Raw genomic sequence first — 25789 nt, 5'->3', positions numbered from 1 at the left:
CGACTGAAAGTCATTAAATCAACAGACTTACTATTTTTATAAAATCAAGTTGAACAAGCTGAGTAGGAGGCTTACTTTACTTGGCTCATAAAAGTTATTTTGATAAGTTTGATGATTTTTTAGCAAATAGCTTTTAATTCTTATTTATAAGTTAATTTATATCTTTATGTCATACATCTTGATAAAGCTTGTAGTTACTCCATTTGTCCAACCAAAACCATCTTGAACAATATACTCACCACCACCTGCATTTGTCTTTGGATTTATGACATCATATTTTTCACGAATCTTACCAGTTTCATTAAACTTCTGATTAACAGTGTTTACAAACCTTTTAGCAATTGTTTCGGCAAGCTTATTAAAGCCATAATTTTTTAAGCCGATAACAGCTTCAAAGTGCAAAGGAGCCCAACCATTTGGAGAGTCCCATTGTTGTGACGTGTGTATAACCGTTGTAATAAGTCCATGCTCAGTTAGAAATTGATTTTCTATCATATTAGCTGCTTGTTTGGCTTGTTCCTTTGTTGCTATGTTTAAAAATAATGGAGTTACCCCTGCTAAGCTTGATATAGTTGTAAGCTTGTCAGTAGTATGATTTAAATCATAAAAGAATCCTTTATCATCATTCCAAAATCTATTTTGGATAAGTTTTTTTCTTTTATCTGCTAATTTAAGATATTTATTAGCTTTAGCATGATCTGATGTTTCTAAAAACCATTCTCCAAGTAACTGCTCAAGTCCATATAAATAGCTATTTAAATCAACTGGTAAAATATCTGTTGTTTGAATAGTATTAAAATCATCCTCTTGAGCAAACCAGCGACTAGAAAAATCCCAGCCAGATTCACAAGCAGCGCGAATATTACGATAGAATTTTGGTTCATCATCGATATTTTGTGCATGTTCAATATCTTCTCTATATGATTCTGGTCTTGGTGTTGCAGAGTCATCCCAATATCTATTTAAACCATTTATATTTCTTTGGGTGTCCATCCAAAATGAATATTCTTTTTCCAAAGTTTTTAAGTATTTTTCAATAGCAGAAATACCTAGCTCTTGATATAAGATATTTACAATTAAATAGAATAATGGGGGTTGAGAGCGAGTTAAATAATATTTTCGATTAGCATTTGGCACAAATCCAACAGTATCTATAAGGTATGCAAAATTATCAGCTATATCCTTGATCATTTGAATTTCACCATCTTCACGAAGGCCTTCACAAGTAAAGTAACAATCCCAATAATAAACCTCTCTAAACCTACCTCCTGGGATTATATAAGGTTTTGGTAGTGGGATAAGAGAGCTTAATGAATTCTGCTGATCAGAAGTTTGATGCAAAAAGCTCCACATTTGTTTGATATATTGTGATAGTGATATTTTTTGATCACTACTAAAAGTTTTCTCTGCTACAGGAGGATAAAAGTTATCTTCAATAAATGCTTTAAGGTCAAAATCTTTTGAGTTTTTTAAGTTCTCATATTCTTTCAATATTTCATCAGGAGATTTTTTAGGTGTCATATCTACAAAATATTTAGAATCATCAAAACAAGGTTTTAGCTGGACTGCTTCAAAAAGTTCGCCAGATAGTTGGATTAGAGATTTATTTGACATGCTATTTATTCCTATGAAGTTTTGCATATGGAGGGATTAATAATACTAAAAGAGCTATAGGTATCAATACGCAGTAAAATGCAGTAACGCCACCAAAATGAGCAAATATTTCACTAATTATTCTTGAGCCAATAGTACCACCTAAAGCAGAAAATATAATTATCAAACCAGCCATGGCACTTTGAAGCTTTTCTGGTTGACTGCTAAGAATACTAGAGCATAACGTTGGGTATATTGGCGCCATAAAAAAACCAATCATAGGGAAAAGCAATGAAATAACTATAGCAATAAGAGTATCTGTTTCTTTAGGGTTAATTAACTTAGATAATTGTAGTGTAAATACTATTAGTATTGCACAGCAAATTAGACCTAAAAGAATAACTTTTTTCCAGTCAATTTTTTTCATAATAAAGCCAAAAGTAATTCGACCAGCTGCAATGCTTAAAGCGAATACACTTGCCATAAAGACACTTGTTGATGCAGATAGGTGAAGAACTCTAGTATTAAATGTTGGCAGCCACGATTGAACACCTTGCTCAATAAAGACATAGAAAAAGACACTAACAATAAATAGCATAACTATTGGTAGCTTTATAAGCTTTAGCATACTTAGAGTATCTACTAAGAAGTTAGAGTCTTGGGATATATGAACAGCTGATTCATCAAGTTTTGTAAATAAAAGTAATAAAAAAGCAATTATGCATAAGCCAACAATTAGCCAGTATGTACCGAGCCAATTACCAAAATGTATAAATATACTAAATATAAAAAAGCATAATACTACACCTATCTGAAAGACACCTTCTAATAAACTCATAAGACTGGCATGTGCTTTTGAATCATTAGTTATTAAACCTACAGTTGAATATACTGAGACTTTGATTAGCGCAAAGGATACTCCGATTAGAATAAATAGTATTTTAGTAATTAAAAAACTATTTAAGGTTGCCATTGCAATACAACCTATAGTGATTATTGCTAGCCCTGTAAGCATTGCTCTTTTATAACCGTATCTTGGAATAAAGGAGCATATAATAAAAGATACGATAGCTATAGTTAGATCTTTACATGCTTCAAGAATACTTGCTTGAACATCTGTGACATGATAGTGAGTAACTGATTGTAGTATAACTATACCAACACTATTTAGTAAAATAGCACTAATAAAGAATATAAGAAAAAGAGAAAGCTTTAGTTGGAAATACCTCATGACTATATAATAAAAATAGTTATTTGTTATTTAAGAATAAACAAACTTATATATCTAAACAAGTTTAAGGATTGAGTTTAAAGCTTTTTTAGGATGTAATTTATCTAAGAGTGTTTTGAATATGGGAAGTTTTATATGAGTGATTATAAGTATTGCATAGGAATTATGTCAGGAACATCATTAGATGGTATTGATGTAGCTTTGTGTAAAATTAAAGGTTGTGGGTTAGATACAGATATCAAGTTAGTTAATTTTGAGACATATCCATATTTGGATGGTTTGTTAAATGATATTAAGCAATCTTTAGATTTATCAAAGAGTAATGCTCAGCTTCTATGCAGTCTTAATTTTAAGCTAGGTCAAGAATATGCTAATGCGGTAAAAAAATTAGTTAAGAAGGTAGGGCTAAATTTAAAAGATATAGCATTTATAGCTAACCATGGTCAGACGATTTATCATCAAGCAGTATGTGAAGGTGGTTTTATAAAGTCTTCATTACAATTAGGTGATGCTGCAACAATTGCTTATGAGTGTCAAACAACTGTGGTATCAAACTTTCGTGCGGGAGATATTGCCGCAGGAGGTGATGGTGCACCATTAGTTCCATATGTAGACTATATTTTATATAGAGATAAAGATAAATCACGAGCTTTACATAATATCGGTGGAATTGCTAATACAACAATTATTCCTAAAAATGCGAATATTGAAGATGTCTATGCCTTTGATACTGGTCCAGGGAATATGATGATAAATAGAGCAGTAGAAGTTTTATTTGCAAAAAGCTATGATGAAGATGGTAATATAGCTAAAGAGGGCAAACTAATAAAAGGTATGTTGCAAGAGCTTCTAGAAAATCCATATTTAAAGCAGAAGCCTCCAAAATCTACAGGTAGAGAGTTATTTGGGATTGAATATACAGATTTTATTATTAATAAATATAAAGAAAACACTTCTGAAGATATAGTACATACGCTAACTATATTTACCGCTGAAAGTATTGCTAGAGCATACAAAGATTTTGTTCTGAATAAACATGATTTAGATCAAATAATCTTTACAGGAGGAGGAGCTTATAATAAGTTTCTAATAAAAACTATAGCGGAATTATTGGAAGTGGATGTATTAACATTTGAAGATGTTGGTGAGAATAGTGATGCGAAAGAGGCTGTAGCATTTGCTGTGTTAGGGAATGAAACTCTTAATAAAAACTATAATAATATACCTGCGGCAACAGGCGCAAATGATAAAGTTATACTTGGGCAAGTAAATTATTTTAAGTAAGAAATATTTATTCAATTATTATCTAAAAAACTTTTTTTAAAAAAAAGTTTATGTCAGAATCAATTTAGAATTAAGAGGCTTAAGGGGAGAGTGTATGTCTGAAGATATAAATGATTTATTGTATGATACGGATGATCTGAAAAAAGAAAAAGTAAATGGAGGCTTTTTCGATTTTATAAAAGCATGGTTTTATAATGATATCGAAAGGCATATGTTTTTTGAGGATGAGATAATTGTAGCTCAAAAACTCAAAATGATAGATGTAATGGCTAATACTTATGCAGTGGAGAGAAAAAAATATTTTGAAAAGTTTTTAAAAGATTCTCATAAGCAGAAAAGTATTCTTACAAGAATAAAAGATAGAGATTTTGCTTTTTATAAGGATCCTAATAGAGTTAAACTTTGGAGTAGTATTACTGATACTGAAGTATATAATTTTTTCATAAAGTCTAGTGTTAATCAGATGTTGGGCGGGGGTAATATAGCTCAGTTAACTTCACTACCAAAGTTTAAGTTTAATGCAAAATTAACAGCATCTGTTAATACTAAAAATGCATCTGCAGCTGCTAGTCTTGCAGCTGCTGGAGAGAAGAGTTTTGCTGGTAGCTCATGTATAAATTTATGGTCTAATCTTCCTGTTTATGCTAGTGGCAGTCGAGAAGTTAAATCATTCATTCCTCTTTACTTGAGAATGAGTGGAAAAGCATCTTCATCTTTATTTAGCTATGATGTTGATATTAGTGCAAGTACAAATAAATTGAACTTTACAGATTCTAAGTCTTTGGAACTATTGGATAACTTTAGAGGGAATATTAATCTTAAAGTAGTTACAGCTAAAGGATCTAGAGAGGCAAAAAGCTTTGTTTATACCCCAAGGTTTAAGGAAGATTATAAGCTTTTAAATGATTTAGGTTTTGTCTTAAATACACCAGAAGGCTCTTATAGATATTTAGTTCCTAAAACTAGAGATGGACTTGATTTAATAAGAGAGTATACGTATCCAGAAATAGAACAAATATATTTTGGTAGGAGTGCTTTATCAGGATACTCAAAAAATAATTATAAGAAACAAAGTTTGGGTGCTGATAAAGATGGTGAAGGTTTAATGGTTCTTGGAACTAGCTCTAAAGACTATGAAAATCCTTTAATCCAGATTAAAACTTCGACTAATACCGCAAGTTTTGATCTTCTTTCAGGAGAAATAAAAGGAAAAATATTAGCTGATGATTTAATAGGTTTTTCAGATGCTAAAGGATCAGTAAATAAGTTTAGGAATCAAGTTGATTCTGTTATCAAAAAAAATGTTAGTGAAAGTTTTAAATCTCCGTTTAAAATACCAAATTTATCTGAATTCAGTGATATGGAAATTAAGGCAAGATTTGGTCTATATTCTAAGCAGTCAGCCTCTAAGTTAAGAACTATGAGGATATGTATACCAATGACTACAAAAATGTTAGATTTAAATCAGACTGAAGGTTCATATAATATAAAGTCAGGCATGGGACATTCTATGTCTAAAAGACATGAGTTAAAAGGAGCAATATCATATAAATCAGGAATTTTAGAAGATTCTGCACAAAGATTATTTACTGGTGATAGTCTGGATTTGAAAAATCAGGGACTTTCAGCGGCTAAAGATTTAACAAAAGATTATGTTGATTTTGGTAATTATGCAAAAGATAAAGCAGGCTCGTTAATGGAAAGTGCAGCAAATGCTGCTCAGGAAGATTTTAACTTTGCTAAGTCAAGAGGAACAAGTGCTTTTAACAGCATGCAAGACACATTGTCTGGTATATATGATAAAGGAAGCACTTTTGATTCAATAATAGATTCTCTGAATGAGGTCTATAAGCTTAAAGGGGGTGGTCTGACAAATGTTGATACAAATGATATCCTTAATGTTTTATCACAAAACTCATCTTTAGCAGGTTTATCGGGTAGTGCTGGGGCTGATCTGAATGAGCTTAAATCTAAATTTAAAGATATTGCTTCTATAGATATAAAAAAGAAAGCTGCAGAATCTGTTCTTTCAACTAGCTATCAACAATATAATCCAAGTTTTGATAAAGCTAAAATATTTAATGATCCTGATTCATTCTATGTTCAAGATACTTTAGTTAATTACTCTCAAACCTTGAAGAAAGAAGAATTTAAAGATCAGATGTCAACAATAAATATAGTTGAATTTGATGATAGTAGTGACTTACCTATATTATTTAATCTTTGTAATATGATGACTAATGAGTCAAAGAGAGATGAAGCAAAGGATTTCCTAAGCACGAAAGAAAATGCAAATAAAACAAAAGAGTTTATAGAAAATTTAGAAAATACTGTTACTGTAATAAGCCCAGAATCAAATATTAGCTATACATCTATTAATGTGCTTTGTGATAAAAGGATAGGTGATGTTATATCAGAAAATGAAAATGCTTCTTCTGTTTCTTTAGGATCAACAGTTAGTTTAGCTGGTTTTAATAGAATGTATTCATTGGATTCAAGAGTTTCAAGAGTCGGTGTATCTCCATTAGATGAGTTATCGAGTTTTTCGGCCAAAAAGAATAAGTATAAAATAACATTTGAGGAATATTTTGTTAAACTAGCAATCCAAAGATATATGGAGTTTATGATGGTAGATGATGAGGCTGACTTCATAAAATCCTTTATATCTCCAATGATGGAATGTCAGAAAAAATTGCTAGATAACTTAGTTTTATTAAATAAGGATGCTAAATGGAAAAGTAGTTCGTCTTTTAAGAGAGCTTTTTCTAGTAGTAGTTTTAGCTTTACTGGATGGTTAAAAGAGAGGTTACCTGGATTTGATTTTGAACTTTCTCAAGAGTATGCATATTTTACAGGCCTAATTATAAACTTCTCAATAGAGGAGGATAATTCATCTTCAGAAACTGTAGTTAAGCTATGTAAGATTATAAAATCTCTAGATAGATTAGTAAGAGGTTTTTATTTGTTACTAAGAAGAATGGCTAAAAGTAGAAACGGAAGAGTTGGATCTCATGATGTCTCAGAAAGCCATCTAAATATGGTTAAACAAATCTTAAGATCGTTATGTGAGCCTTATAAACTCTTTAGGCAAAAAGTAAGTGAAGATTGCGAATTATTGTCTGCTTTAGTAAACATGTTAAATTTTATGGATAGTTTTGTTGAAGTCCAAAGATTATGTGCTTCAATTTGTATTCCAACTAGTGCTTTCTTTACTTTGGTTAATAATAATAAAGATCTATTAAAAGATATTTGTTATACGGTAGAAAAAAGTGGAGTAACAGGTATAGTATTTGAGTCAACCTTTGGTTATTCTTCTGAATTTTTTAAGGAAGGCCATGAAATGAAGCTTGGTATAAAAAGTACTCCTGTAAGAAGTAGTGATGGCAAAGTAAACGAGTTTACAAGCATTGATAGAGCTGCTAATACTGAGGCTGTTTTACAGAGTATTTATAACAACATTATTTCTCTTGATGAACATAATCTAGAAAGACAATTTAGAGGCTTTAGGATATTAAAGCAAGAAAACTCTACAAACACGGATAAAACTGGCTTTAATATTGGTTTAGCATATGACCCTATATCTAATGATGTATCTGTTGATATTACTAAAGATAATGAGAATTTATACTCATATAGTAATCTCAGTAAGGATGAATATGTTAAAAAGATAAAAAATATAGTTGAAGCTAAAGTCGCTTTAAATCTTGGCTTCGAGCATGAAGAAGTTAGGAGTTCTCAAGGCTTTAGTGTACTAGCAACTATTCCTGCAAAAGGATACTCTATTGATGATTTAAATAGGATTTACAGACCAATAATTTGGGTATAGATTATAAAAACTTATTGTTTTATTATATTTATTGATGTATGTTGCTTTTAGGGATCTTAAAAAAAGGAGACAGAATGGCGAAAAATAAAATTCCAAATTCAAGATTAATGATAAATTATGAGACTCAAGTAGATGGTGTTCTCAAAAAGAAAGAATTACCATATAGAGTTTTGGTAGTTGGAGATTTATCAAAGGGAAGATCTGATGATGCTAAAAAAGAATTTACAGATAGGCAAGTCAGAAGAATAAGAAATGGTGTTGATAGAGTGCTGGACGACATGAATATATCTTTTGATTTTGAAGCTCCAAATTTTGTATCTAAGGATCCTAGTAATCTTAGAGTTAATTATAAGATACAAAGTATTAAAGATTTTAGGCCAGATGCAGTGGCAAAAAAAGTTCCGGAAATTAGAGCTTTGCTAGAAATGAAGGAAATACTTGCATCATTCGCTAAAGATATTGAAAATAATAGAAATCTAAAAAAAGTAATTGACATGATTTTCTCTAATGAAAAAGAATTAGAGGCTTTGAAGAAGAAGATTCCTGCATTAGCAAACTATTCTATAAAAGACTCTAGTGATACAGTTGAAGCTGACTCTAGTGAACTTAGTGATTTACAAGAAGCAGATGATAAACAATAGATAAGAGGACTTTTTTATGTCAGAAAATAAAACAAACCTTACAGAAGAGCTTTTAAATAATTTCGGAGGATCAACAGAGGTTGAAGGAGTTCTTAAAAATATAGATTTTAATGTGTCTGATGATGCTTCTAAGGTATTGTCTCTATCAAATGACTATAATGCTAGAAATCTTATGGCTTTGTCTTTAGTATTGGCAAATAATAATGATATAAATAATTATAATCAAAAATACATTCAAAAAGTTATTACTGTTATTGATAGATTAATAGATTTACAAGTAAACTCTATAATTTCAAATGCTGAATTTAGGGCTTTAGAACAAGAATGGTTAAAAGTGCAGGAGGTTTGTCAAGAAGATTATGATAATGTTGAAGTAAGTATTCTTGATGTTAAAAAAGAAGAGTTACAATATGACTTTGAAAGAAACCTCTATGACATATCAAGTAGTGATTTCTTCAAGAAAGTATATGTCTCTGAATTTGATCAATATGGAGGTGAACCATATGGTGGTATATTAGGTCTTTATGATTTTGAAAATACTACTAATGATATTATTTGGTTGACAGGAATGGGAATGGTAGCTAAAAACTCACATGCACCATTTATTGCTTCTATAGATAAATCATTTTTTGGAGTAAGTGATCTTTCTGAGATTACTCAGATAAAAAGTTTTGAGACTCTCTTAGAGCATCCTAGGTATAAAGAATGGAATGATTTCAGAAACCTTGATGTCGCTGCATATATTGGTTTAACAGTTGGTGATTTTATGTTGCGTCAACCATATAATCCTGAAAATAATCCTGTTCAGTATAAGCTTATGGAAGGTTTTAATGAATTTGTTGATTATGAAGATAATAAAAGTTATTTATGGGGGCCATCATCTATTCAGCTAATTAAAAATATGATGAGATCTTATGATAAAACAAGATGGTTTCAATATATTAGAGGTGTAGAGAGTGGAGGATATGTCAGAAATTTAGTTTCATGCGTCTATGATAATAAAGGTGTTTTAGAAGCTAAACCTCCTTTAAATGTCTTATTCGCTGATTATATGGAGCTTTCTTTGGCTAATGTTGGCTTGATACCGTTTGTTGGTGAGAAAGGTACAAATAACGCTTGTTTCTTTAGTATAAATTCAGCAAAAAAAGTTGAAGAATTTGTTGATGATTTTGATTCGGCAAATTCAAGATTGATAGCAAATCTATCATATACTATGTGTATATCAAGAATTTCTCATTATATAAAATGTGTCATTAGGGATAAGATAGGAAGTGTTGTAGGGGCTGAACAAATTCAAAGTATCTTATCTGATTGGATATCGGGGTTTGTAACAACCGTATATCAGCCAACTCCTTTGGAAATGGCAAGATATCCTTTTAGAAATGTTTCTATTGAAGTTAAGAATATTCCTGGTAAGCCAGGATGGTATTCATGTAAAATAAATGTGATACCTCATATCCAGTTTGAAGGAATGGATACATCAATGACTATAGACACTAGGTTGGAACCAGAGTTGTTTGGCTCTATTTAACATTATCTAAGGAGAATATTTATGGGACAGGTAAAAAGAGAAGATGTTTTAGAAAGAAGACCAGTAAGTATTGCGACTAATCCAGCAAGTTGTATGGGAGCACCATCGGGAGCTGATAATGATAGCCGAATATTTTTAGATTCACTAAAGATTGGTGATCAAGCAATTCCAAAAAATATTGTGGGAGTAGATGGAGGACAAAATTCTAGTGATGTTGGCTCTACAGTAAATGCAGCTGCTATTGTTACCCGTATGAGACTTGTTCCTGGTATGAATGTGAGAATTTTTATTGAAGTCTTATGTTTATTAGACTCTGATCAAAGAAGTAATATTACAGGCGCATTATTTAATGCAAAAAAAAGATCAGAGTCAAGGAAAGGATTTAAAATTGTACTTGGGAGCTCTAATAAGAATCAAGAATTTAAGACTGATGGTAAATGGGAGAAAATGCTGGATTTATCTAGTTTAGAGTTATATCCATCAAGTAAGTTTCACTATGAAGTCTATACGGATGAGCAAGCTGGCGATGTTAATGATGGAGGTTTAGCTGAAACGTATATTTCTCTCGAGGGTCTTACTACAGATAAGCAATTGCTTGACTGTGTTCATGATATGAGTACTGAGAAAGGCCAAATTGTACTTAATTATAAAAAAGGTGGATAAATAAAAAATATGTTTCTAGAAAGGCTATACTGGGAAGATGGTATGAGGCTTGATAGTGAAGTTCTTGATAAGGCAAGCTTAGTTCTTATAGAAAAATCAACAGAATTAAACCATCTTCCTTTTAATCTTGATAAAGGAATTATTAGTTTTAATATAGATAATGATAGTCTAGCATCTAATCTTATACTCATAAAAGATTTAAAATTATATATTGAGGGTAAAAAGTTGATTTTTTTTGATAAAACTTATCCTTTATCATTACAGCTTCCTTTCGATGAGTTTTATGATGAGGTTCCTGTTTTTTTGAATGTTAGAGGTAAAGTAATAGAGAAAGATGGTCATAAATATATCTATGATAAATTATCACTTTCATTAGAGTATGATTATAGTGCAAAATATAGTCTGCAAATTGCTTTATTTAAATCTGAGAAAGGGAAGCTTTCAGCTAAGAATTATGATTTCCCTTTGTTAAGTCTAGACCATTACTTGATGGAGGAACTTTTCGTAAAATTAAACAGGCTAATATCTGAATTGAAAGCATTTAATCGACTAGTTTTCTCTACCTCTAGATCTTATGCTTCAATTTTGTTGAGCTTTCGGATAAATAAGTTGGAAAGAAATCTAGGGTTTTCTGAATCAAATAGATTAAATAGTGATCCTTTGCAAATTTTTAATGAATTGCATGATGTTTATAGTTTGATTCAGCTGAATCTTGATAAGATCGATAAAGTTGAGAATATAATATATAATTTTAATACACCTATTGCTAGACTAAATCTCTTAGTAGATAAGTTACTAAGTCTTTGTGAGCATAGAAAGATAAATAATTTTGTTAGATTTGAGTTGCAAGGGCAGAAGTATATTTGTGAAAATTTCCCAGAAGAGTTTTTTGTTGCAAACAGGTATTATGTTTTCGTCAAAAAAAAATCAACAGCACCAGCTACTTTAAAATTTAACAATAAAGATTCTCTAAGGATTACAAGTATAAGTAGAAATAAAAATATTGTGACATTATCACTCTCTGGAGTTAGACTTTTAGATGTTAATCATTCAACAAATTTTGCTGTAAATATTGATAATATTGAGGCTATATATGAAATACAAAAAGGGTCTGAACTAGACTTTATAGTAGCAGATAGAAGCGCTGTTTTTTCTGCATTTAATGGTAGTGAAAACTTTGACTTTTTTATAGCATTTACTTAAAAAAATATGTAGAAATAGAAGCTCTTATTTCCTATTATATACTGCAACTACCTAGATATTGAATATTACTTTTAGGATTTTCTATAGATATCTTAAGTTCTATTTTGATTAATTTATTTTTTATTTTTTTTTCGAAGTCTATTAGTTGAAGTTTTATGTTATCTATTACTGTTTCATTTCTATATAAAAGGATTAAGTTGATTTTTATTAAATATATAAATGAAGGAATGTGTCCTCCTAAAAAAATAAGTCCGATATCATCATGACCTACTGAAGAAGGCTTTCTCTTTATATTTATTTTTTTCTTCTCATAGTTTATAACTGTACAGTAATCTTCGGAGAATATCTTATATAAGTGATTTATTATTTTCTCTAGAGTGTAAGGAGTAGCTGCGTGAACATATGGATTATGCTGAGTTAGTTGATATAATTTTTTAGTTCTTAATGTATATCTATAGAGCATTATTTTTATACCATCTTTTAGAACTGAAATAGCTCTATTATTATTGTTTTTAATATAGTCTTGGTATTTAGTCTCTAGATTTGAAAATAACTGCAATTTAAATACGTTTATTTCTATATATACTATTCCATTGATATTGGAAATATTTAATATAGTAGTGTTTGAAACACTATTCATTAATATTGGTATAAGTTCTATATTTTTTATTTCTAACTGATAACTAGCTAGAATACTTAAAAGATTATTTAAAGAAAGCTTGTGACAGATGTTGTTTAGGTTTTCTATATTTTCAATTTCAGTATTTTTTTCTATAAACATCATAGGCAAAGCTTAAAAATCAAATAGTTTATTTAAATCATCATATGTTTCTTCTTGAGGAGAACTGCTAGGTTCTTGATTTTCTACTAAATTATTACTAGTACTATCTCTGTGGTTTATCTTTATATCTTCTTTATTAGCATCTTGATTACTTATAATTTTATTATCTTCTCGATGTTGTGTTTTTATCTCTGATGATGTTTGATAAAAATGTTCTTTTGCTATGTTAGATCTTGAATTTAGAAAATTATTTTCTGGCATTCTTTCAAGTGTATCTAAAAACTTATTATAGTCTATATTATACATTTTATTGGCTATACTCCATTGAATACTTGATGAATAAAGATCTATATTCTTATGGATATCTCCAATAATTGGAGATATCTTTTGATATAGTGGGAAAAAAATTTCAGGGAAATATTCTTTGGGATCAAAATTAGCTAGTAAATTTTGTACATCATCATAAACGATAGATGTTTCAAATATTCTTTCGCTATCTACCAAAGCTTTTAATACTTCTATTTTTTCTACTAAAGTTGTCCATTTATCAGAATGTTCTATATGACTATTAGAAGATGACTTTTTTTTATTTAGTTTTTTAGTACTAAAATCTTTATTAACGCTTTCTATTTCTTCTTCTGAATCATCTTGTTCTTCTGCTAGAAGTGCAGTTTTAATTTTTTTTAGAGTATTATTTAATTGTTGTTCTAAATCTGTATCACAGTTTAAATCATGTTTTTTACAAAAACCTATTATACCCTGAACTAATTCTATAATTTTTTCTATAGATGATAAAGGTAAATCAAGGTTATTTTTCATTTCTGAAAAATTATTTTCTATTAGAGCTAAAAATTTATTGATACCTTTTTCTGATAATTCTTTTTTTTGATTTACATCTTTAGGACTAAGCTTCTCAAAATGTAAGTTTAAAAAAGAAAAATAGTCATTAATAATTTTAGGTATTTCTTTGAGCTCAGATAAGTTTAAGCATATTTCAGAATTTAATGATAAGAAGAAACTATATATGTCTATACTCTTTGTATTTTCAGTATTATCATTTAGACTTTCTATAAAAGCCTCATATTCAGCATTTTCATACTTAGATTGAATCTGCATGTTAGCTATGGGATTAACTCTATCTAAGACTATTAAATCAATATCCTCTAATATAGAAATAAATTTGTTCATAACAATGTCCTTATGTTTTACCAACTTAAGAAAATCACTAAACTTATGATAAATAAGCCTAGTGGAACACCAAACCTTAATAGTAATTTCAATATACTTCTATATCTTTTTAAAGGAGGGCTTCTATTGATTGATGTATCAATCAAATCTATATAATTATCTTTTGAGAATTTTTCTAGGTACTTATCAATTTCTTTTTTATAAGTAAGAAATTCACTACTATAACGATTTTCGTAGTATTTACCGTAAAAATCATTATGTAAAATAATTGAGATAGTTTGATAACACACTTGTGGGTATATATTATCTGATAAAAGGTTGTCTATTATTTCAAAAACGTATTCACCACCATTTTCTCTATCATAATACTCAAGGTGCAAGAGGCTCCAAGACACATTATTATTTAAATCTTCCATAATAAGCATTAACTTCTCATCAACGTATGCAAGTACTGGAAATACTATGTATTTACATATACTTTCACTATATTTTTCTAAAAGTTCTTCTTGAAGAAAAAAAATCTTTTTCCTTACATTATTACGATAGTAAGCTATTTGTTCATTATCAATATTAGTACTATTAGTAATATCTTGAGTATCTTTTACTATATCTAAAATGATCTCTATTTCTACAAAGTCGGCCATTTTTTTATCCTTATCTAGAGTTTAAAATAATTTTTTTTATAAAGCTAAAAGTATTTTGATTAATAAATTTGCATATAATTTCTAGGAAAAATTCTAAGAAATATTTATGTTTTTTATTATATTTATCACTAGTAGTTACAATTAGCTCATTTGTAAATTCATTTAGCTCTATGTTTTTTAATAAGCTTGATAATAATGATATATCATCGTTATCAACTTTTAAAAGCTTTATAATTGCTAGAAATGTTGTTTTTGAATAAATATTTTTAGAAATTATCATATCTACTATATTAAATAACATAGCATCAGTGTTTCGATTATAATTATTTATCGATTTATTAATAATAGTTGGTGATATGTTACAACTAATGGATGTTATTACATTTGAGTTAATTTCAATAAGATCAGAAATATCTGTAACTTGCGTCCAGGTAGAATATGTATGTATTTTTGTCTCTGATATTTTATTATTAAGTTTAGGAAATACAACGTTATAATTAAGAGATTGTGAATTTCTATTAAAATAGTATTCATTTTGTCCTTTGAAAAAGAAACCATTGAACTGACATGGCTTATTGTTTTCATAAATAGAAATAACCTCAATTGCTTGAGCATCATCTTTTTCATAATGCTTGAGTTTACTATTAGATAAGTTAAGCATAGCAAAAGTTGCATGTGAATAATCATTAAAACTATTAAATATAGGCACTAAATTTACTCTAAATAAAGAAGATAAACTTTCTTCAGCATAATTATCTGTTTTAATTTCAAAGAAAAAATCTAATTTTTCAAGATTACTAGATCTATATTTAAATAAATCTTTTATTTTAATATTAACCCCATATAATAAGCTTGGAGAGTGTAAATTAAGAACTAAATTTTCAGTAGGTTTCAGTTGCAGATTAACAGGTTCTACTTCTATATCTTTTGTAGTATAAGTGTAGTTTGAGAATTTAATCCTAGCTGAATTAGGGCTTTCGATAATTTGTTTGAAAATATACGCTGCAAAAAAAGGATCTTCGTCACATAACTTAGGATTTAACCATATAGTTAAGTAATCATATTCAAAGTTATTCTCAAAGTTTAGAGAGATATTTATGGATGTGTCACTGTTTTTTACAGTTTTAATTTCTTTTATAGGGACTATTATACTTTCTGATTTAGTAGTGTATGTAAGAGTTTTATTAGTTCTTTTATCTTCAATAAAGAAATATTCCTGAGGACGTATATAATAACCATTATGACCTTTATCTTTTATTTCTAATAAACATGACTTCGGTAAGAAATAATAAAGGTTACTATAATATTTAAATAATAAACTATTGCTATATTGGACAATTCTTTTATCAAATTCGTCTTTTATATCATCACCAATTTTTTGGAATATTCTTTTAAGTATTGTTGCATCATTTGAGCCTAATTCATTTTCTTTATTATTCATAAAACTTCCTATGATGTTTTTGCATTTATTTGGCCACTGTTGATGAAGTTTACTACACCGCCTGGGGCGAACATGCACATAGCTTTACTATTCGTTGTTGTAATAGGGGCATTTTCAAAAAATGTTGTAGGATTTGTTGGAATAAAAGGTGAGAGGTTTGGTATACACACCCAAGGAAACATAAAAGGATTCATTGTAGGATTTACTGGATTAGAGCATCCTGCAAAAGGTAAAATATTTGCACCAAGTTTAGAATCTGTTATATTTGAAGCAGGTAAGCTACCTGCCAGTGTTTTCATTCTGATGCTAAAATATGCTCCTGGAGCCAAGCTAAATGAGCATTTGATTTGAGCCCCCATACTTGGAGTAAGAGTTGAGCCACTACTTGATAAATTTAGTTTAGTTGGAGTCAATAATGTTTTTATATTATTTAACTCAGATACTAAATTTGCTATTGAGCTTTGCATATTACTATCATTACTTTGACTTATTTCATCTAAACGCTTTAATGAGTCATCTATAGTACTAAGCATATTTACACCTTCCAATATGTTTCCTGGATATTTTTAATATTATCAATAGTTGGGTTATTTGTAACCTTTTTAATCATTAAAAAATAATTATGTGAAATAGGGGGGAGATTATCTATACCTATCAATATTGGAGTATGATAGTAAGTTTCACTTAAAATTTTAATAGAAAGATTTTTTGCGTTTTCTTCAGCTTTTTTAATTTTGTTGTTAATAATGCTTTTATTGATATCTTTTAAACTTTCTTCAAAATTAACGTCTTTATTATTTTGCTGATTCCTAGTCATAATTTCTTTGTAGCTTAAAAAGTTTTTTCTATACATAAAACCCGAAAGCTGATAAACATCAGAAGAATCATCGAAGTTACTGTCTTTGATAAGTTGTTCTTCTTTCTCTTTTAATATTAAATAATTTTCTCTTATTAAAGAACCTATTTTAATAATACTAGTTATATTTGTATTTAAAGTTTGAGAGTTTATTGATATTTTTTTTGAGACTTCATTTTTTATTGTATTAAAATATTTTTCAAACTTTATAAAGGGTTCAAGTAACTTTAGATCATTCTTTATAAGCAGAATATTTATAGATGTAGCTACATTTAATAATGTCCAAAAATAATTATTTGCTACTTCTGTTAATAGTTTTGAAGGAGAGTTTTCTAAAATTATTTCGGTATTCTCTCTATTATCATAGTTTATGAAAAAATTATTATATATCTCAGGCTTTTTATTTAGTTTGTCATAAAGAGCATTTTCATCAAATATTAGATTAGGAAGATTTATTAAATCTTCGATTGAATCTTGTAAGGTCTTTGGTTTTTTTAAAATATCTGAGTCTTGATCTTTTGGAAAAAAAATTTGATTTATAGAAAAGTCTGAGAAGTACTGGGATATAGCAAAGAGTTGGAAATCAATAAAGTTTATTAGAGGTGGTATGCTTTCAACACTATAATTTTCTTTTATAATACTGCTTAAGGTGCATATTTTAGGATTTCTATTTAACTTATTATCGATAGTATTTAATTTTTTTATATCCTGAGTATGAGAAAAATAAGCTTTTATAAGTAATATATCACTTTGAGATAGAGAATTTTCTTTATAAAATCCATTTTTAATTAAATATGCTAATCTTAATATATTTAATATAGGGTTTTCATTCAAAGAAATTAGTTTATTAGAGTCTTGAGTTTCCTTAAGGAAAGTTTTGAGTTTTCTAAAGAAGTCTTCATAATTTTTAGTTAGTGAGCTATTTTCTGGGTTTTCAATAGTTTTTATATATAAAGCTATTAAATTATCTGTAGTTGTAAAAGATATGTTATTTTTAGCTAATTTAGAAAATAAGTCTAGCGCTAAATCATTAATGTCTTTTGTTTCTATATCTAATATTTTTTCTAGAAAATCTTTTTTGATGGTTTCTTTATAATCTTTTAATAATCTTTTTAGAGAAAGTAGTGAGCTAACTATTCCTTTATATTCTTTTAAGTTATTTATTTTTGCTATATTTTCATAGATTAAGTAACTTAAGGAAGTAGTTCTAGAAGAAAGATGATAACTGGTTGAGTATTTTACTTCCTCTAAAACAAAAGTAAGATTATAAATATCTATTTTTCTAAAGTTTTTTGTATAGATAAGTTTATTTATAATAGTTTCACAGCTATCTATCTTGTTTAATATAAAGTCTTTTTCCTCATTATAATAAAGATGTATATTTGTGAGTAAGGTTTTAAAATTATTATATGATTCAGACATATTACCCTACCATTGTGGCTGCGGAGCCTTTTATACTAGCTGTAGCATTTCCTTTTATATTAACGTTAGTTCCTTCTGCGTTTAAGCTAACATCGGCTTTTATACTATTATTTAAGCTTTTCATTCCAATATTTTGAGAAGCTTCTATATTTATGCTATCAGAGCCTTTAATATTAATAGTATTAGATTCAATCGATATACTAGAATCATCCATTATAATAGTTGAACCTCCTATTTTTATGACAATCTTATCATCATTAAGCATAATGCTAGACTTCTTTGTACCTAATATTATTTCTTTTTCAGAGATTGAAATCTTTGAATCTTTAACATTTTGAGTGATTTCTTTGTCTGCTGTTGACTCGATTGACTCAGTCGCTTGAGTCGTTATTTTACCAGAAGATTCTAGCTTTGTTGAACAACCTTTAGAATCATCTTTAATATCTACAAATAAGCCTTTGTCCTCTAAATTAAAAATATGGTCTGCTTTTGACATAATTAGTCCTTTTAGTCTTTTTCTATACTTTTATCATTTATAGTAAACTTATTTGCACTATCAGAGCTTATTAAATATTTCCAGTTTTCCACTTTTGTATTTGGTAAGATAAAGTATACAGCGTAATTTTTATTTTCTTGATTTAATTCAAGCTTATTCTCTCCTGTCTTGAGATTAATTATTTTAATATTATCATCATATATTCTTTGAGTAACTGATTGGTATGTATCTGAGTAGAAAGTGCTTTTATTAGGTTGAGACTCTAGAACTACTTTTGTTTTGGGAACATTATTTTCTACATATAGGCCATCACTTGCGCAGCCAGTTATACCTAAAGCTACAACAGTCGCTAATAAAAGTTTTGATAAATTATTATTGTACATTACTATCTCCTCATTCTGTCCATCCTAAGGTATCGACAAAATTTGATTCTATTTTGAAACTAACTGGATATTCTTTGCCTTTATGCTGAACTGTCCAAGTACATATATTTTCTTGGTTACACTTAGCATCTTTTATTGCTTTCAAAATCGACCATTCACCTTGATAACTAATTTGATCAGTACTACCATCATTAAATTCTATAGTTATTGTAGTAGATGGTTTTGAAATCCAACTATATAGAAGCTTTGTACTATCTAAATAGTCTATATTTAAAGAATTTACAAAATTTTGCTTATCTAAAATAAGGCTGAAAAAAGTATAGTTATTATCTTTATTTTGTATTGGGGTTACTTTAAATTCAATAGTTTTAGGATTTCTTTTATTATCCCATAATAATTTATTTAGATTATAAATTTTATTGAACTTGTTAACATAGTCTTTCTGCTCTTTTGTTGTTAAATCATTACTATCCCATCTATTTTTTGTTTTATCATATGTAAGTAATGGTTTTAAATATTTAATGAATCCTGAATATATATAGCCATTATTATCAAGATCTTTTGTTATTAACTCATCCGATACAACTTTATTACTATTTTTATTAAAAGGAAATTGTGAGTTTATTTGCTCATATTCTAAGTTAACAGTATTATCAAGATTAGTTATAGCATCTTGTATAGCTATAGTTTTTATAGCTTCAATAGCAAAATCAAGGTGTTTTTTAAGGAGGATATATAAGCTATTATTTTGTGGACTGTTTATTTGTGAAAGGTCAGAATAAACTTCATTTAAAGGTTTAAATCCTTGTTTTATTTCGTTATAAGTTTTGATATATCCTTTTTCTCTTATTAAATTATTAAGCCTTTTAAAAATACTCTTATAATTAGCGTATTTTTTTGACTCAAGATAATCGTTATTTTCTTTGAAATAATTATCTATAGATATCCATTGTGAAATATCGTGATTTTCTTTTTCATCTTTTTTATTTAAGCTTGTTATTTTCTTATAAAATTGTTGAACTTTAGTGATTTTTTTAGATTTATCTTTTGTTTTATCATTTTTTATAAGATCAGTGTTTGAACTGTAGAATTCAATTAAGTTATTAAAGGAAGCATCATTCGAAGACATAGCTAGTAAAAATAGATTAAGAGAGTCTTTACTTGATATATTTTTACTAAATTGATAATTATCAACATTGTTCATTACATTAATCATTTGATTGTAGGCGTTAATATATTTAGCATTGTAATTATTTATGGAACTATTATAAATAGCTATTAGAAAGTCAGGTTCTATATCATAATTAGTTTTTAAATTAGTAATCAGCTTATTAAATTTTTCATTTATAGGATCTATATTATCTTTAATATATTCTTTTGAGTATATAGGAGATATTGTAATTTTTTCACTGTAGAAACTAGGAGTAAATACCATGTAAAGCCTTTCATTTACAGGATTTGTTAGTGGAAGTTCTTTCTTATTGTAGGTTGCATTAATAACGCTATTAAGGGTGTAATTTATTAGTGAAAGAGTTATTGCATGAGATTGTTTACTGTTTTCATCAGAAACCTCTTTGGAGTTTTCTTCTAAAGATTTTATTATGTAATCAATATGATTTAACATATCACTAAAACTATTAAACTTTTTATCACTTTCTTCTTGATTAAATATTAGAGATACGTTTTTTGTTATTGAATCAATATATGATGAGTTACAGAGCTTCTTCGAAGAAGTATCAAACTGATCTTCATACATTAAGAAAATATTATTCACTTGAACTGGTATGGTATAATTGTTTACTAAATTAGGTATTGCATTATCAATAGTACATTTATATAAATATCTAATATAAATATCATTTATGATTTTTGCTCTATGAGTATCTGAAATTCCTAAGTACTCGGTATTAAAACCTCTGGTACTTATATAACCTTCAGACTCTTCCCCTACTTCTATAAGGTGGTTATTATAAAGATTATTAGCTCTCTTAATAACTTGCTTTATAATCTCTGTTTTTGTATCATTACTTGCATATCTTAAAACTATCTTTAACTGTTGCTCAGATAGATCTGTTAAACTACTTATTATCTTAAGCATATCATCAACATCAGAACCTGTATGATTATTACTCAGATACTCAAAAAATATTAGAAAAGCAGTAATTATCGATAAGTTTTTTGTATCATTATATTTTGTTTGAATTACTTCTTTTAGTAGAGTATTAGCATATTGTTCATATATATAATGATATTTTATTTCTCTAGGATAAATGCTATCCAACAATAATATGCTATCTACCTTGTTCTCTAAGATTTTAGTAATTTCTTGAGGCTTTTCATTAGGTAAGTTTTTTAAGCTTTTAATAGAAATCTGTTGTTTTAAATCAATTTGTTGAAATATATTTACAACAAAAATTAAGCTAAATAGTAGTGATATGGAGTTTATAATAATTCCTTCCGGAGAGCTGCTAAAAAATATTGTTTCTGCTTTCGCTGTTATATTATCTGGTTTATTTATACTAAAGTTAAAGAATATTTCTTTATCAATACTTTTTAAATCTGGATAGATGTTTTTTAAGCATTTTCTAATTTGGTTGAGTGTTTTGACACTAAAGTGCTTATTATATATGTTATCTTTTGAGTTAAGTATTCTTGATAGAATTGTTTCATCTACTTTTTGATTAATATCGTCATCTTTTGTAAGTCTAAATATATTTTTTTTTCCAATTGAATTATTAAAACTATTAATTTGTTCTACTAGTGAACTATTATAAAAGGATACTACTATTGTTTTAAGCCTAAGTTTTGTCAATTTTTTATAGCTTTCATTAACGCTTTTAGCTTCGTAAAAATAAGGGTTTGATATATCAAAACAATAGTTAAGCTTATAAAAATGAAGATTAAGTTTCTTTTTAAGTTTTTTAAGATTTTCAGTGTCATTATTTTTAAATAAAAGAGAAGCATTACTCTTATCTATAGCTATTAATGGGAAATCTCCATTATCAATAACCGCACACTCTGGTTTTAGCTTGATTATATAGTCTTTAGCAGCGGGATAGTCGCCATAGAAAATGTGTATTTGGCTTAACTTATTTTTTATCTTATTTCTTTTTACTAGAGGTTTTGCTTTTTTAATTAATTCAGATATGGATTTTTTATTACTCTTAGATTTATTGCGCCATTTTCTTATAAAAAAGGTACTTATAAGGATGACAAGAATAATCGTTATTATAATAATAGAAATTATTGCTATCTGATAATTTTTTATAAAACTCATATTAACTTCCTTTTGACTTATATCTTAGAAAAATTCCTTTTTTATTATTTATCAAAAAAGAGCTTTCATTAGCTTCATTTAGTTGAGTTAAAGAAAATGTTTCATCGTCATTTGTTTGACTATATGCCATTTCACAGTTTTCTTTAGCTCCCATAAGCTGTCGTTGCAGTTGCTGTTTTTGTCCCTTTTCTGTTGATATGGCTGAATTTGAGATAATTTCCAATATCTCTGCCCTAATTGTTGATAGAATCTTAATTATGATAATATCATCATTTCTCAAGGGTATGAATTGATTATTACTAGAATTTATATTTATTTTTGATGGTATGTATATAACAGGCTTTTCTGATGATTTGGGATTTAGTATTTCTTTTATTATTTCAACAGAATAAAGAACATCAGTCTTACTATTTAGTATTAAAGGAGTCCCTTTTTCTCCAGGTTCTTGAAATTCTGAGAAGGAACTTTCCTCAGGCTTATAGTTTTTGAAAAACTTATATGCTTTTTTAGAATCTTTGTTAACATTTTCTCCAATAGTTACTTTTCCTATAATATTAAAACTCTCAAAACTTTTAAATCTAGGATATTCTGAATACAATTCATCATAATCTTTAATGGAATAAGTTATTTCATTTCTATGTGTTAGGCTTTGGAATTTACAACAAGATATTTTTTCATACACATCTGATTCTGAATGACTTTTGTAGTGGAAGTTTGATAAAAGATCATATAGTTTCTTAGTAGAATATTTGCTCCTTTTAAATGAAAATATTCTTTTATTTATAAAGAAATTTTTTAAAGCATCTGATCCTAAAATGTAGTTCTTTTGATTTTCTAGCTTTTCTAGACAGATTTCGCTATTGATAAATGGTAGAGTGTTTGTTGAAGAAATCTTAACCTTGAGTCCTGAGTTTTCAGTTTCTTCAGTTAAGCTTTTCTGAGCATGGTAGAATATTGGCTTTATATCATCTTTATATATTGAAGAAAAAGGTTTTATGGATGAATCTGGAGAGTTTTTTTCTTTTTTCTTTGCGGTATTTAAAGTAATATCTGGTATGATGTAATTTTCTTTTATTCGAAAACCGGGTTTTTTTGAGTTTAGGGTTTGTCCTTTTAAGCAACTTAAATCATAAGATGATAGTTTATTTGTTACATCATCAGTATTTGAGATATTTGTCTTTAACGAATCATCAATGTTATCTGTAATGTAATAAGTTACTTTCCCATTTTTTTTATCGCAGAAATACTTTAAAAAACATTTATTCTCATATAATTGTTCAATAAAGAAGTCGTAAAAGTTTCTTCCAATTGTAGATACGAAAACTTGAGCAATACGATTTTTTAGCTTATCACTTTTGTTAGAGTTTAGCGTGATTAGATTATCAAAAAAGAAATTATCTTTAAAAATATCATCGAGGCTCTTGTTTATATCTATATATGTTGGCTGATGAAGTTTCCATAGAGATTTTAATGGATCGTGGAACTTTAATTTAAACCTTTTTACACCGGATAAAATATTTTCATCATCTTGTGAGTACATACTATACTCATATTCTTCTTTTATATTGATATGATCAATAACATTACCAATAACCATAAAACGTGTTGATCTTTTATGATAATCTTTTTTTGATTCTTTTTTAAAGAAGTTAAAAGAATCATTTATTTGTATATCAATTAATAAAGGCTGTAGGGGAGTTAACAAAAAATCAAAATCTTTATGGTTTTTAGGGTAAGCTAACTGAAAAGTTAGAGTTCCATCTATACCATAGATATACTCTTTAATATTTAAAGATTGTATATGAAGGTTATTCAAAGCTAATGATTTTTGTTTGAAGATTTCCTTATGCTTTGAAGAATGAAAGTTTATATCCTCTGCATTGAAGTCTTGTGAAATAGGCTTTATATTTATAATAATATCCTGCTCTTGGAGTAGATTATTGTAAGCGATATCTTTAGAAAGTTTATTTTTTACCTTATTAAGTTGATGTATTAAATTTGATTTTTGTAATTCACTAGATTTTTCTATACAACTATCTATGATATTTATAAGAGTGTTTACTCTACTTATGTATGTCTCAGATAAATCTAGAATGAGCTTATTTGAGCAAGCTTTTTTTATAGTGTTTATAGCAAAAAAAAGTTTTTCAGAATCTTTATAACCTGATGAAAAATATTTGATATAAGTATCAATTTTTCTTTTTAAATTAGCAATATTATAAAATTTTTTATATTTTTTGTAATCTAGATCAGATAACACTCCATTTTTGTATAAAGTTTTAGTAGTTATAAGTTGAGTTTTTATTAGTTTAAAGTCGTTATATTCTGAGTTAATAAGATATTCATTAATTTCCTGAGTAACGTCTGTTAGAGACTGAATGTTTTTTGTGTTTTTTAAATCTGAAGCTAATCTATATATATAGCTATGTATGTTTGATTCTGAAATATTTTTTAGGAGTTTCATTTTCACTATATAATATTTGATATGATTTTATCATTATAAAATATTTTGTTTAGGAGATAAAACTAAATATGCAGATATACATTTTCTAATGTATGGCTAGTATTCTTAATAAGAAAATTTTATATTTATAAAAGCTAAAAGTTAGTTGATTTAGTCTTTCTGTCTATAATGCTTTTTTGATATAATTAGCTAATTTGAATTTTTAGTTTTGAGATTTATGAAAATAGTAGAAGTTAAGCATCCTATGGTTCAGCATAAACTAGGTTTAATGAGAGCTACTGGAATAAGTACACAAGAGTTTAGAAGATTAACTAAAGAGATCACAAGTCTTTTAACTTATGAAGTAACATCATGCTTTGAGCTAGAAAAAATACAGATACCAGGTTGGCAAGGCAATAATATTGAAGTAGAGCAAATAAAAGGTAAAAAGTTAACGGTAGTTCCTATTTTACGAGCAGGTCTTGGTATGATGGATGGTGTTTTTGAACATATCCCAGCAGCTAAGGTAAGCATGGTAGGTATGTATAGAGATGAGGAGACAGCGCAACCAATACCATATTTCTCTAAGCTTTGTGATAAGCTTGATGAGAGATTGGCTCTTATTGTCGATCCTATGTTAGCAACAGGCGGTTCGATGATAGAAACGGTTACTTTATTAAAAAAAGCTGGTTCAAAAAATATTAAGATTATTGTTTTGGTAGCTGCTCCTGAGGGAATACAAGCACTAGAACAAGCTCATCCTGATGTAGAGCTATATACTGCATCGATAGATAGTCATCTTAATGAAAAGAAATATATTATCCCAGGTCTTGGAGATGCTGGAGATAAAATATTTGGAACTAAGTAGCATTATATTAACTATAAG

19 protein-coding genes are annotated in these 25789 nt (G+C 28.0%); 7 read left to right on the top strand and 12 right to left on the bottom strand.

Features of this window, described 5'->3' with window-relative positions:
- Positions 1–156: 156 nt before the first annotated feature.
- Together FIP56_RS07450 and FIP56_RS07445 are read right to left on the bottom strand one after the other, a co-directional pair.
- Positions 157–1614: a trehalase family glycosidase gene (locus FIP56_RS07450; RefSeq protein ID WP_192578300.1), complete on the bottom strand. Its 1458-nt coding sequence runs from the start codon at positions 1612–1614 to the stop codon at positions 157–159.
- A gap of 1 nt (position 1615) precedes the next feature.
- Positions 1616–2824 carry an MFS transporter gene (locus FIP56_RS07445; RefSeq protein WP_192578299.1) on the bottom strand — a complete coding sequence of 403 codons (1209 nt, stop codon included), beginning with the start codon at positions 2822–2824 and terminating at the stop codon, positions 1616–1618.
- A 135-nt stretch (positions 2825–2959) separates the two neighbouring features.
- Here FIP56_RS07445 and anmK point away from each other — a divergent pair, with 135 nt between their 5' ends.
- The 6 genes from anmK (at position 2960) to tssK (ending at position 11972) form a co-directional block, all read left to right on the top strand.
- Complete coding sequence (anmK, locus tag FIP56_RS07440; protein ID WP_192578298.1) at positions 2960–4108, top strand: anhydro-N-acetylmuramic acid kinase AnmK; 1149 nt, start codon at positions 2960–2962, stop codon at positions 4106–4108.
- A gap of 94 nt (positions 4109–4202) precedes the next feature.
- A complete protein-coding gene (locus FIP56_RS07435) occupies positions 4203–7934 on the top strand; it encodes a Pathogenicity determinant protein D (protein WP_192578297.1) in 3732 nt (1243 codons plus the stop codon).
- A gap of 74 nt (positions 7935–8008) precedes the next feature.
- Positions 8009–8575 carry a type VI secretion system contractile sheath small subunit gene (gene tssB / locus FIP56_RS07430; protein WP_192578296.1) on the top strand — a complete coding sequence of 189 codons (567 nt, stop codon included), beginning with the start codon at positions 8009–8011 and terminating at the stop codon, positions 8573–8575.
- A 16-nt stretch (positions 8576–8591) separates the two neighbouring features.
- A complete protein-coding gene (gene tssC / locus FIP56_RS07425; RefSeq protein ID WP_192578295.1) occupies positions 8592–10106 on the top strand; it encodes a type VI secretion system contractile sheath large subunit in 1515 nt (504 codons plus the stop codon).
- Positions 10107–10127: 21 nt separating this feature from the next.
- The gene (gene iglC / locus FIP56_RS07420; RefSeq protein WP_192578294.1) at positions 10128–10769 is read left to right on the top strand and encodes a type VI secretion system tube protein IglC; all 642 of its coding nucleotides are present in this window, start codon (positions 10128–10130) and stop codon (positions 10767–10769) included.
- A gap of 9 nt (positions 10770–10778) precedes the next feature.
- Entirely contained in the window at positions 10779–11972 is a 1194-nt protein-coding gene (gene tssK, locus FIP56_RS07415; protein ID WP_192578293.1) for a type VI secretion system baseplate subunit TssK, read from the top strand.
- 34 nt (positions 11973–12006) lie between these two features.
- Here the strand turns inward: tssK and iglJ are convergent, their stop codons facing one another.
- From iglJ to FIP56_RS07365, 10 genes are read right to left on the bottom strand one after another with little or no spacing between them, the layout of a single operon-like run.
- The gene (gene iglJ, locus FIP56_RS07410) at positions 12007–12756 is read right to left on the bottom strand and encodes a type VI secretion system baseplate protein IglJ (RefSeq protein ID WP_245323063.1); all 750 of its coding nucleotides are present in this window, start codon (positions 12754–12756) and stop codon (positions 12007–12009) included.
- A 9-nt stretch (positions 12757–12765) separates the two neighbouring features.
- Complete coding sequence (locus FIP56_RS07405; protein WP_192578292.1) at positions 12766–13941, bottom strand: type VI secretion system protein IglI family protein; 1176 nt, start codon at positions 13939–13941, stop codon at positions 12766–12768.
- A 17-nt stretch (positions 13942–13958) separates the two neighbouring features.
- A complete protein-coding gene (locus tag FIP56_RS07400) occupies positions 13959–14585 on the bottom strand; it encodes a DotU family type IV/VI secretion system protein (protein ID WP_192578291.1) in 627 nt (208 codons plus the stop codon).
- Between the two features lie 10 nt (positions 14586–14595).
- Complete coding sequence (gene iglH / locus FIP56_RS07395; protein ID WP_192578290.1) at positions 14596–16026, bottom strand: type VI secretion system baseplate subunit TssF/IglH; 1431 nt, start codon at positions 16024–16026, stop codon at positions 14596–14598.
- 8 nt (positions 16027–16034) lie between these two features.
- Complete coding sequence (gene iglG / locus FIP56_RS07390) at positions 16035–16559, bottom strand: type VI secretion system PAAR-like protein IglG (protein WP_072712856.1); 525 nt, start codon at positions 16557–16559, stop codon at positions 16035–16037.
- Between the two features lie 2 nt (positions 16560–16561).
- The gene (locus FIP56_RS07385) at positions 16562–18304 is read right to left on the bottom strand and encodes a hypothetical protein (RefSeq protein WP_192578289.1); all 1743 of its coding nucleotides are present in this window, start codon (positions 18302–18304) and stop codon (positions 16562–16564) included.
- A gap of 1 nt (position 18305) precedes the next feature.
- Positions 18306–18800, bottom strand: a complete 495-nt coding sequence (gene tssI, locus FIP56_RS07380) for a type VI secretion system tip protein TssI/VgrG (RefSeq protein ID WP_192578288.1) — start codon at positions 18798–18800, stop codon at positions 18306–18308.
- 11 nt (positions 18801–18811) lie between these two features.
- Positions 18812–19183 carry a type VI secretion system lipoprotein IglE gene (gene iglE, locus FIP56_RS07375; RefSeq protein ID WP_192578287.1) on the bottom strand — a complete coding sequence of 124 codons (372 nt, stop codon included), beginning with the start codon at positions 19181–19183 and terminating at the stop codon, positions 18812–18814.
- Between the two features lie 10 nt (positions 19184–19193).
- The gene (locus FIP56_RS07370; protein ID WP_192578286.1) at positions 19194–22460 is read right to left on the bottom strand and encodes a hypothetical protein; all 3267 of its coding nucleotides are present in this window, start codon (positions 22458–22460) and stop codon (positions 19194–19196) included.
- 1 nt (position 22461) lies between these two features.
- Positions 22462–24924: a pathogenicity determinant protein PdpA1 gene (locus tag FIP56_RS07365; protein WP_192578285.1), complete on the bottom strand. Its 2463-nt coding sequence runs from the start codon at positions 24922–24924 to the stop codon at positions 22462–22464.
- A gap of 217 nt (positions 24925–25141) precedes the next feature.
- Here FIP56_RS07365 and upp point away from each other — a divergent pair, with 217 nt between their 5' ends.
- Positions 25142–25771, top strand: coding sequence for a uracil phosphoribosyltransferase (gene upp, locus FIP56_RS07360; RefSeq protein ID WP_192578284.1), 630 nt, complete (start codon positions 25142–25144; stop codon positions 25769–25771).
- Positions 25772–25789: the final 18 nt, after the last annotated feature.

Origin of the sequence: Francisella sp. LA112445 (assembly GCF_012224145.1) — a bacterium.
Classification (GTDB): domain Bacteria; phylum Pseudomonadota; class Gammaproteobacteria; order Francisellales; family Francisellaceae; genus Francisella.
Note: the sequence above shows the minus strand (reverse complement) of the source record. Positions and strands in the feature narration are given on the sequence as shown.

What these genes read in the sequence shown, in the direction of transcription:
- FIP56_RS07450 (WP_192578300.1), bottom strand. Translation starts at nt 1,614, where the DNA reads ATGTCAAATAAATCTCTAATCCAACTATCTGGCGAACTTTTTGAAGCA.
- FIP56_RS07445 (WP_192578299.1), bottom strand. Translation starts at nt 2,824, where the DNA reads ATGAGGTATTTCCAACTAAAGCTTTCTCTTTTTCTTATATTCTTTATT.
- anmK (WP_192578298.1), top strand. Translation starts at nt 2,960, where the DNA reads ATGAGTGATTATAAGTATTGCATAGGAATTATGTCAGGAACATCATTA.
- FIP56_RS07435 (WP_192578297.1), top strand. Translation starts at nt 4,203, where the DNA reads ATGTCTGAAGATATAAATGATTTATTGTATGATACGGATGATCTGAAA.
- tssB (WP_192578296.1), top strand. Translation starts at nt 8,009, where the DNA reads ATGGCGAAAAATAAAATTCCAAATTCAAGATTAATGATAAATTATGAG.
- tssC (WP_192578295.1), top strand. Translation starts at nt 8,592, where the DNA reads ATGTCAGAAAATAAAACAAACCTTACAGAAGAGCTTTTAAATAATTTC.
- iglC (WP_192578294.1), top strand. Translation starts at nt 10,128, where the DNA reads ATGGGACAGGTAAAAAGAGAAGATGTTTTAGAAAGAAGACCAGTAAGT.
- tssK (WP_192578293.1), top strand. Translation starts at nt 10,779, where the DNA reads ATGTTTCTAGAAAGGCTATACTGGGAAGATGGTATGAGGCTTGATAGT.
- iglJ (WP_245323063.1), bottom strand. Translation starts at nt 12,756, where the DNA reads ATGATGTTTATAGAAAAAAATACTGAAATTGAAAATATAGAAAACCTA.
- FIP56_RS07405 (WP_192578292.1), bottom strand. Translation starts at nt 13,941, where the DNA reads ATGAACAAATTTATTTCTATATTAGAGGATATTGATTTAATAGTCTTA.
- FIP56_RS07400 (WP_192578291.1), bottom strand. Translation starts at nt 14,585, where the DNA reads ATGGCCGACTTTGTAGAAATAGAGATCATTTTAGATATAGTAAAAGAT.
- iglH (WP_192578290.1), bottom strand. Translation starts at nt 16,026, where the DNA reads ATGAATAATAAAGAAAATGAATTAGGCTCAAATGATGCAACAATACTT.
- iglG (WP_072712856.1), bottom strand. Translation starts at nt 16,559, where the DNA reads ATGCTTAGTACTATAGATGACTCATTAAAGCGTTTAGATGAAATAAGT.
- FIP56_RS07385 (WP_192578289.1), bottom strand. Translation starts at nt 18,304, where the DNA reads ATGTCTGAATCATATAATAATTTTAAAACCTTACTCACAAATATACAT.
- tssI (WP_192578288.1), bottom strand. Translation starts at nt 18,800, where the DNA reads ATGTCAAAAGCAGACCATATTTTTAATTTAGAGGACAAAGGCTTATTT.
- iglE (WP_192578287.1), bottom strand. Translation starts at nt 19,183, where the DNA reads ATGTACAATAATAATTTATCAAAACTTTTATTAGCGACTGTTGTAGCT.
- FIP56_RS07370 (WP_192578286.1), bottom strand. Translation starts at nt 22,460, where the DNA reads ATGAGTTTTATAAAAAATTATCAGATAGCAATAATTTCTATTATTATA.
- FIP56_RS07365 (WP_192578285.1), bottom strand. Translation starts at nt 24,924, where the DNA reads ATGAAACTCCTAAAAAATATTTCAGAATCAAACATACATAGCTATATA.
- upp (WP_192578284.1), top strand. Translation starts at nt 25,142, where the DNA reads ATGAAAATAGTAGAAGTTAAGCATCCTATGGTTCAGCATAAACTAGGT.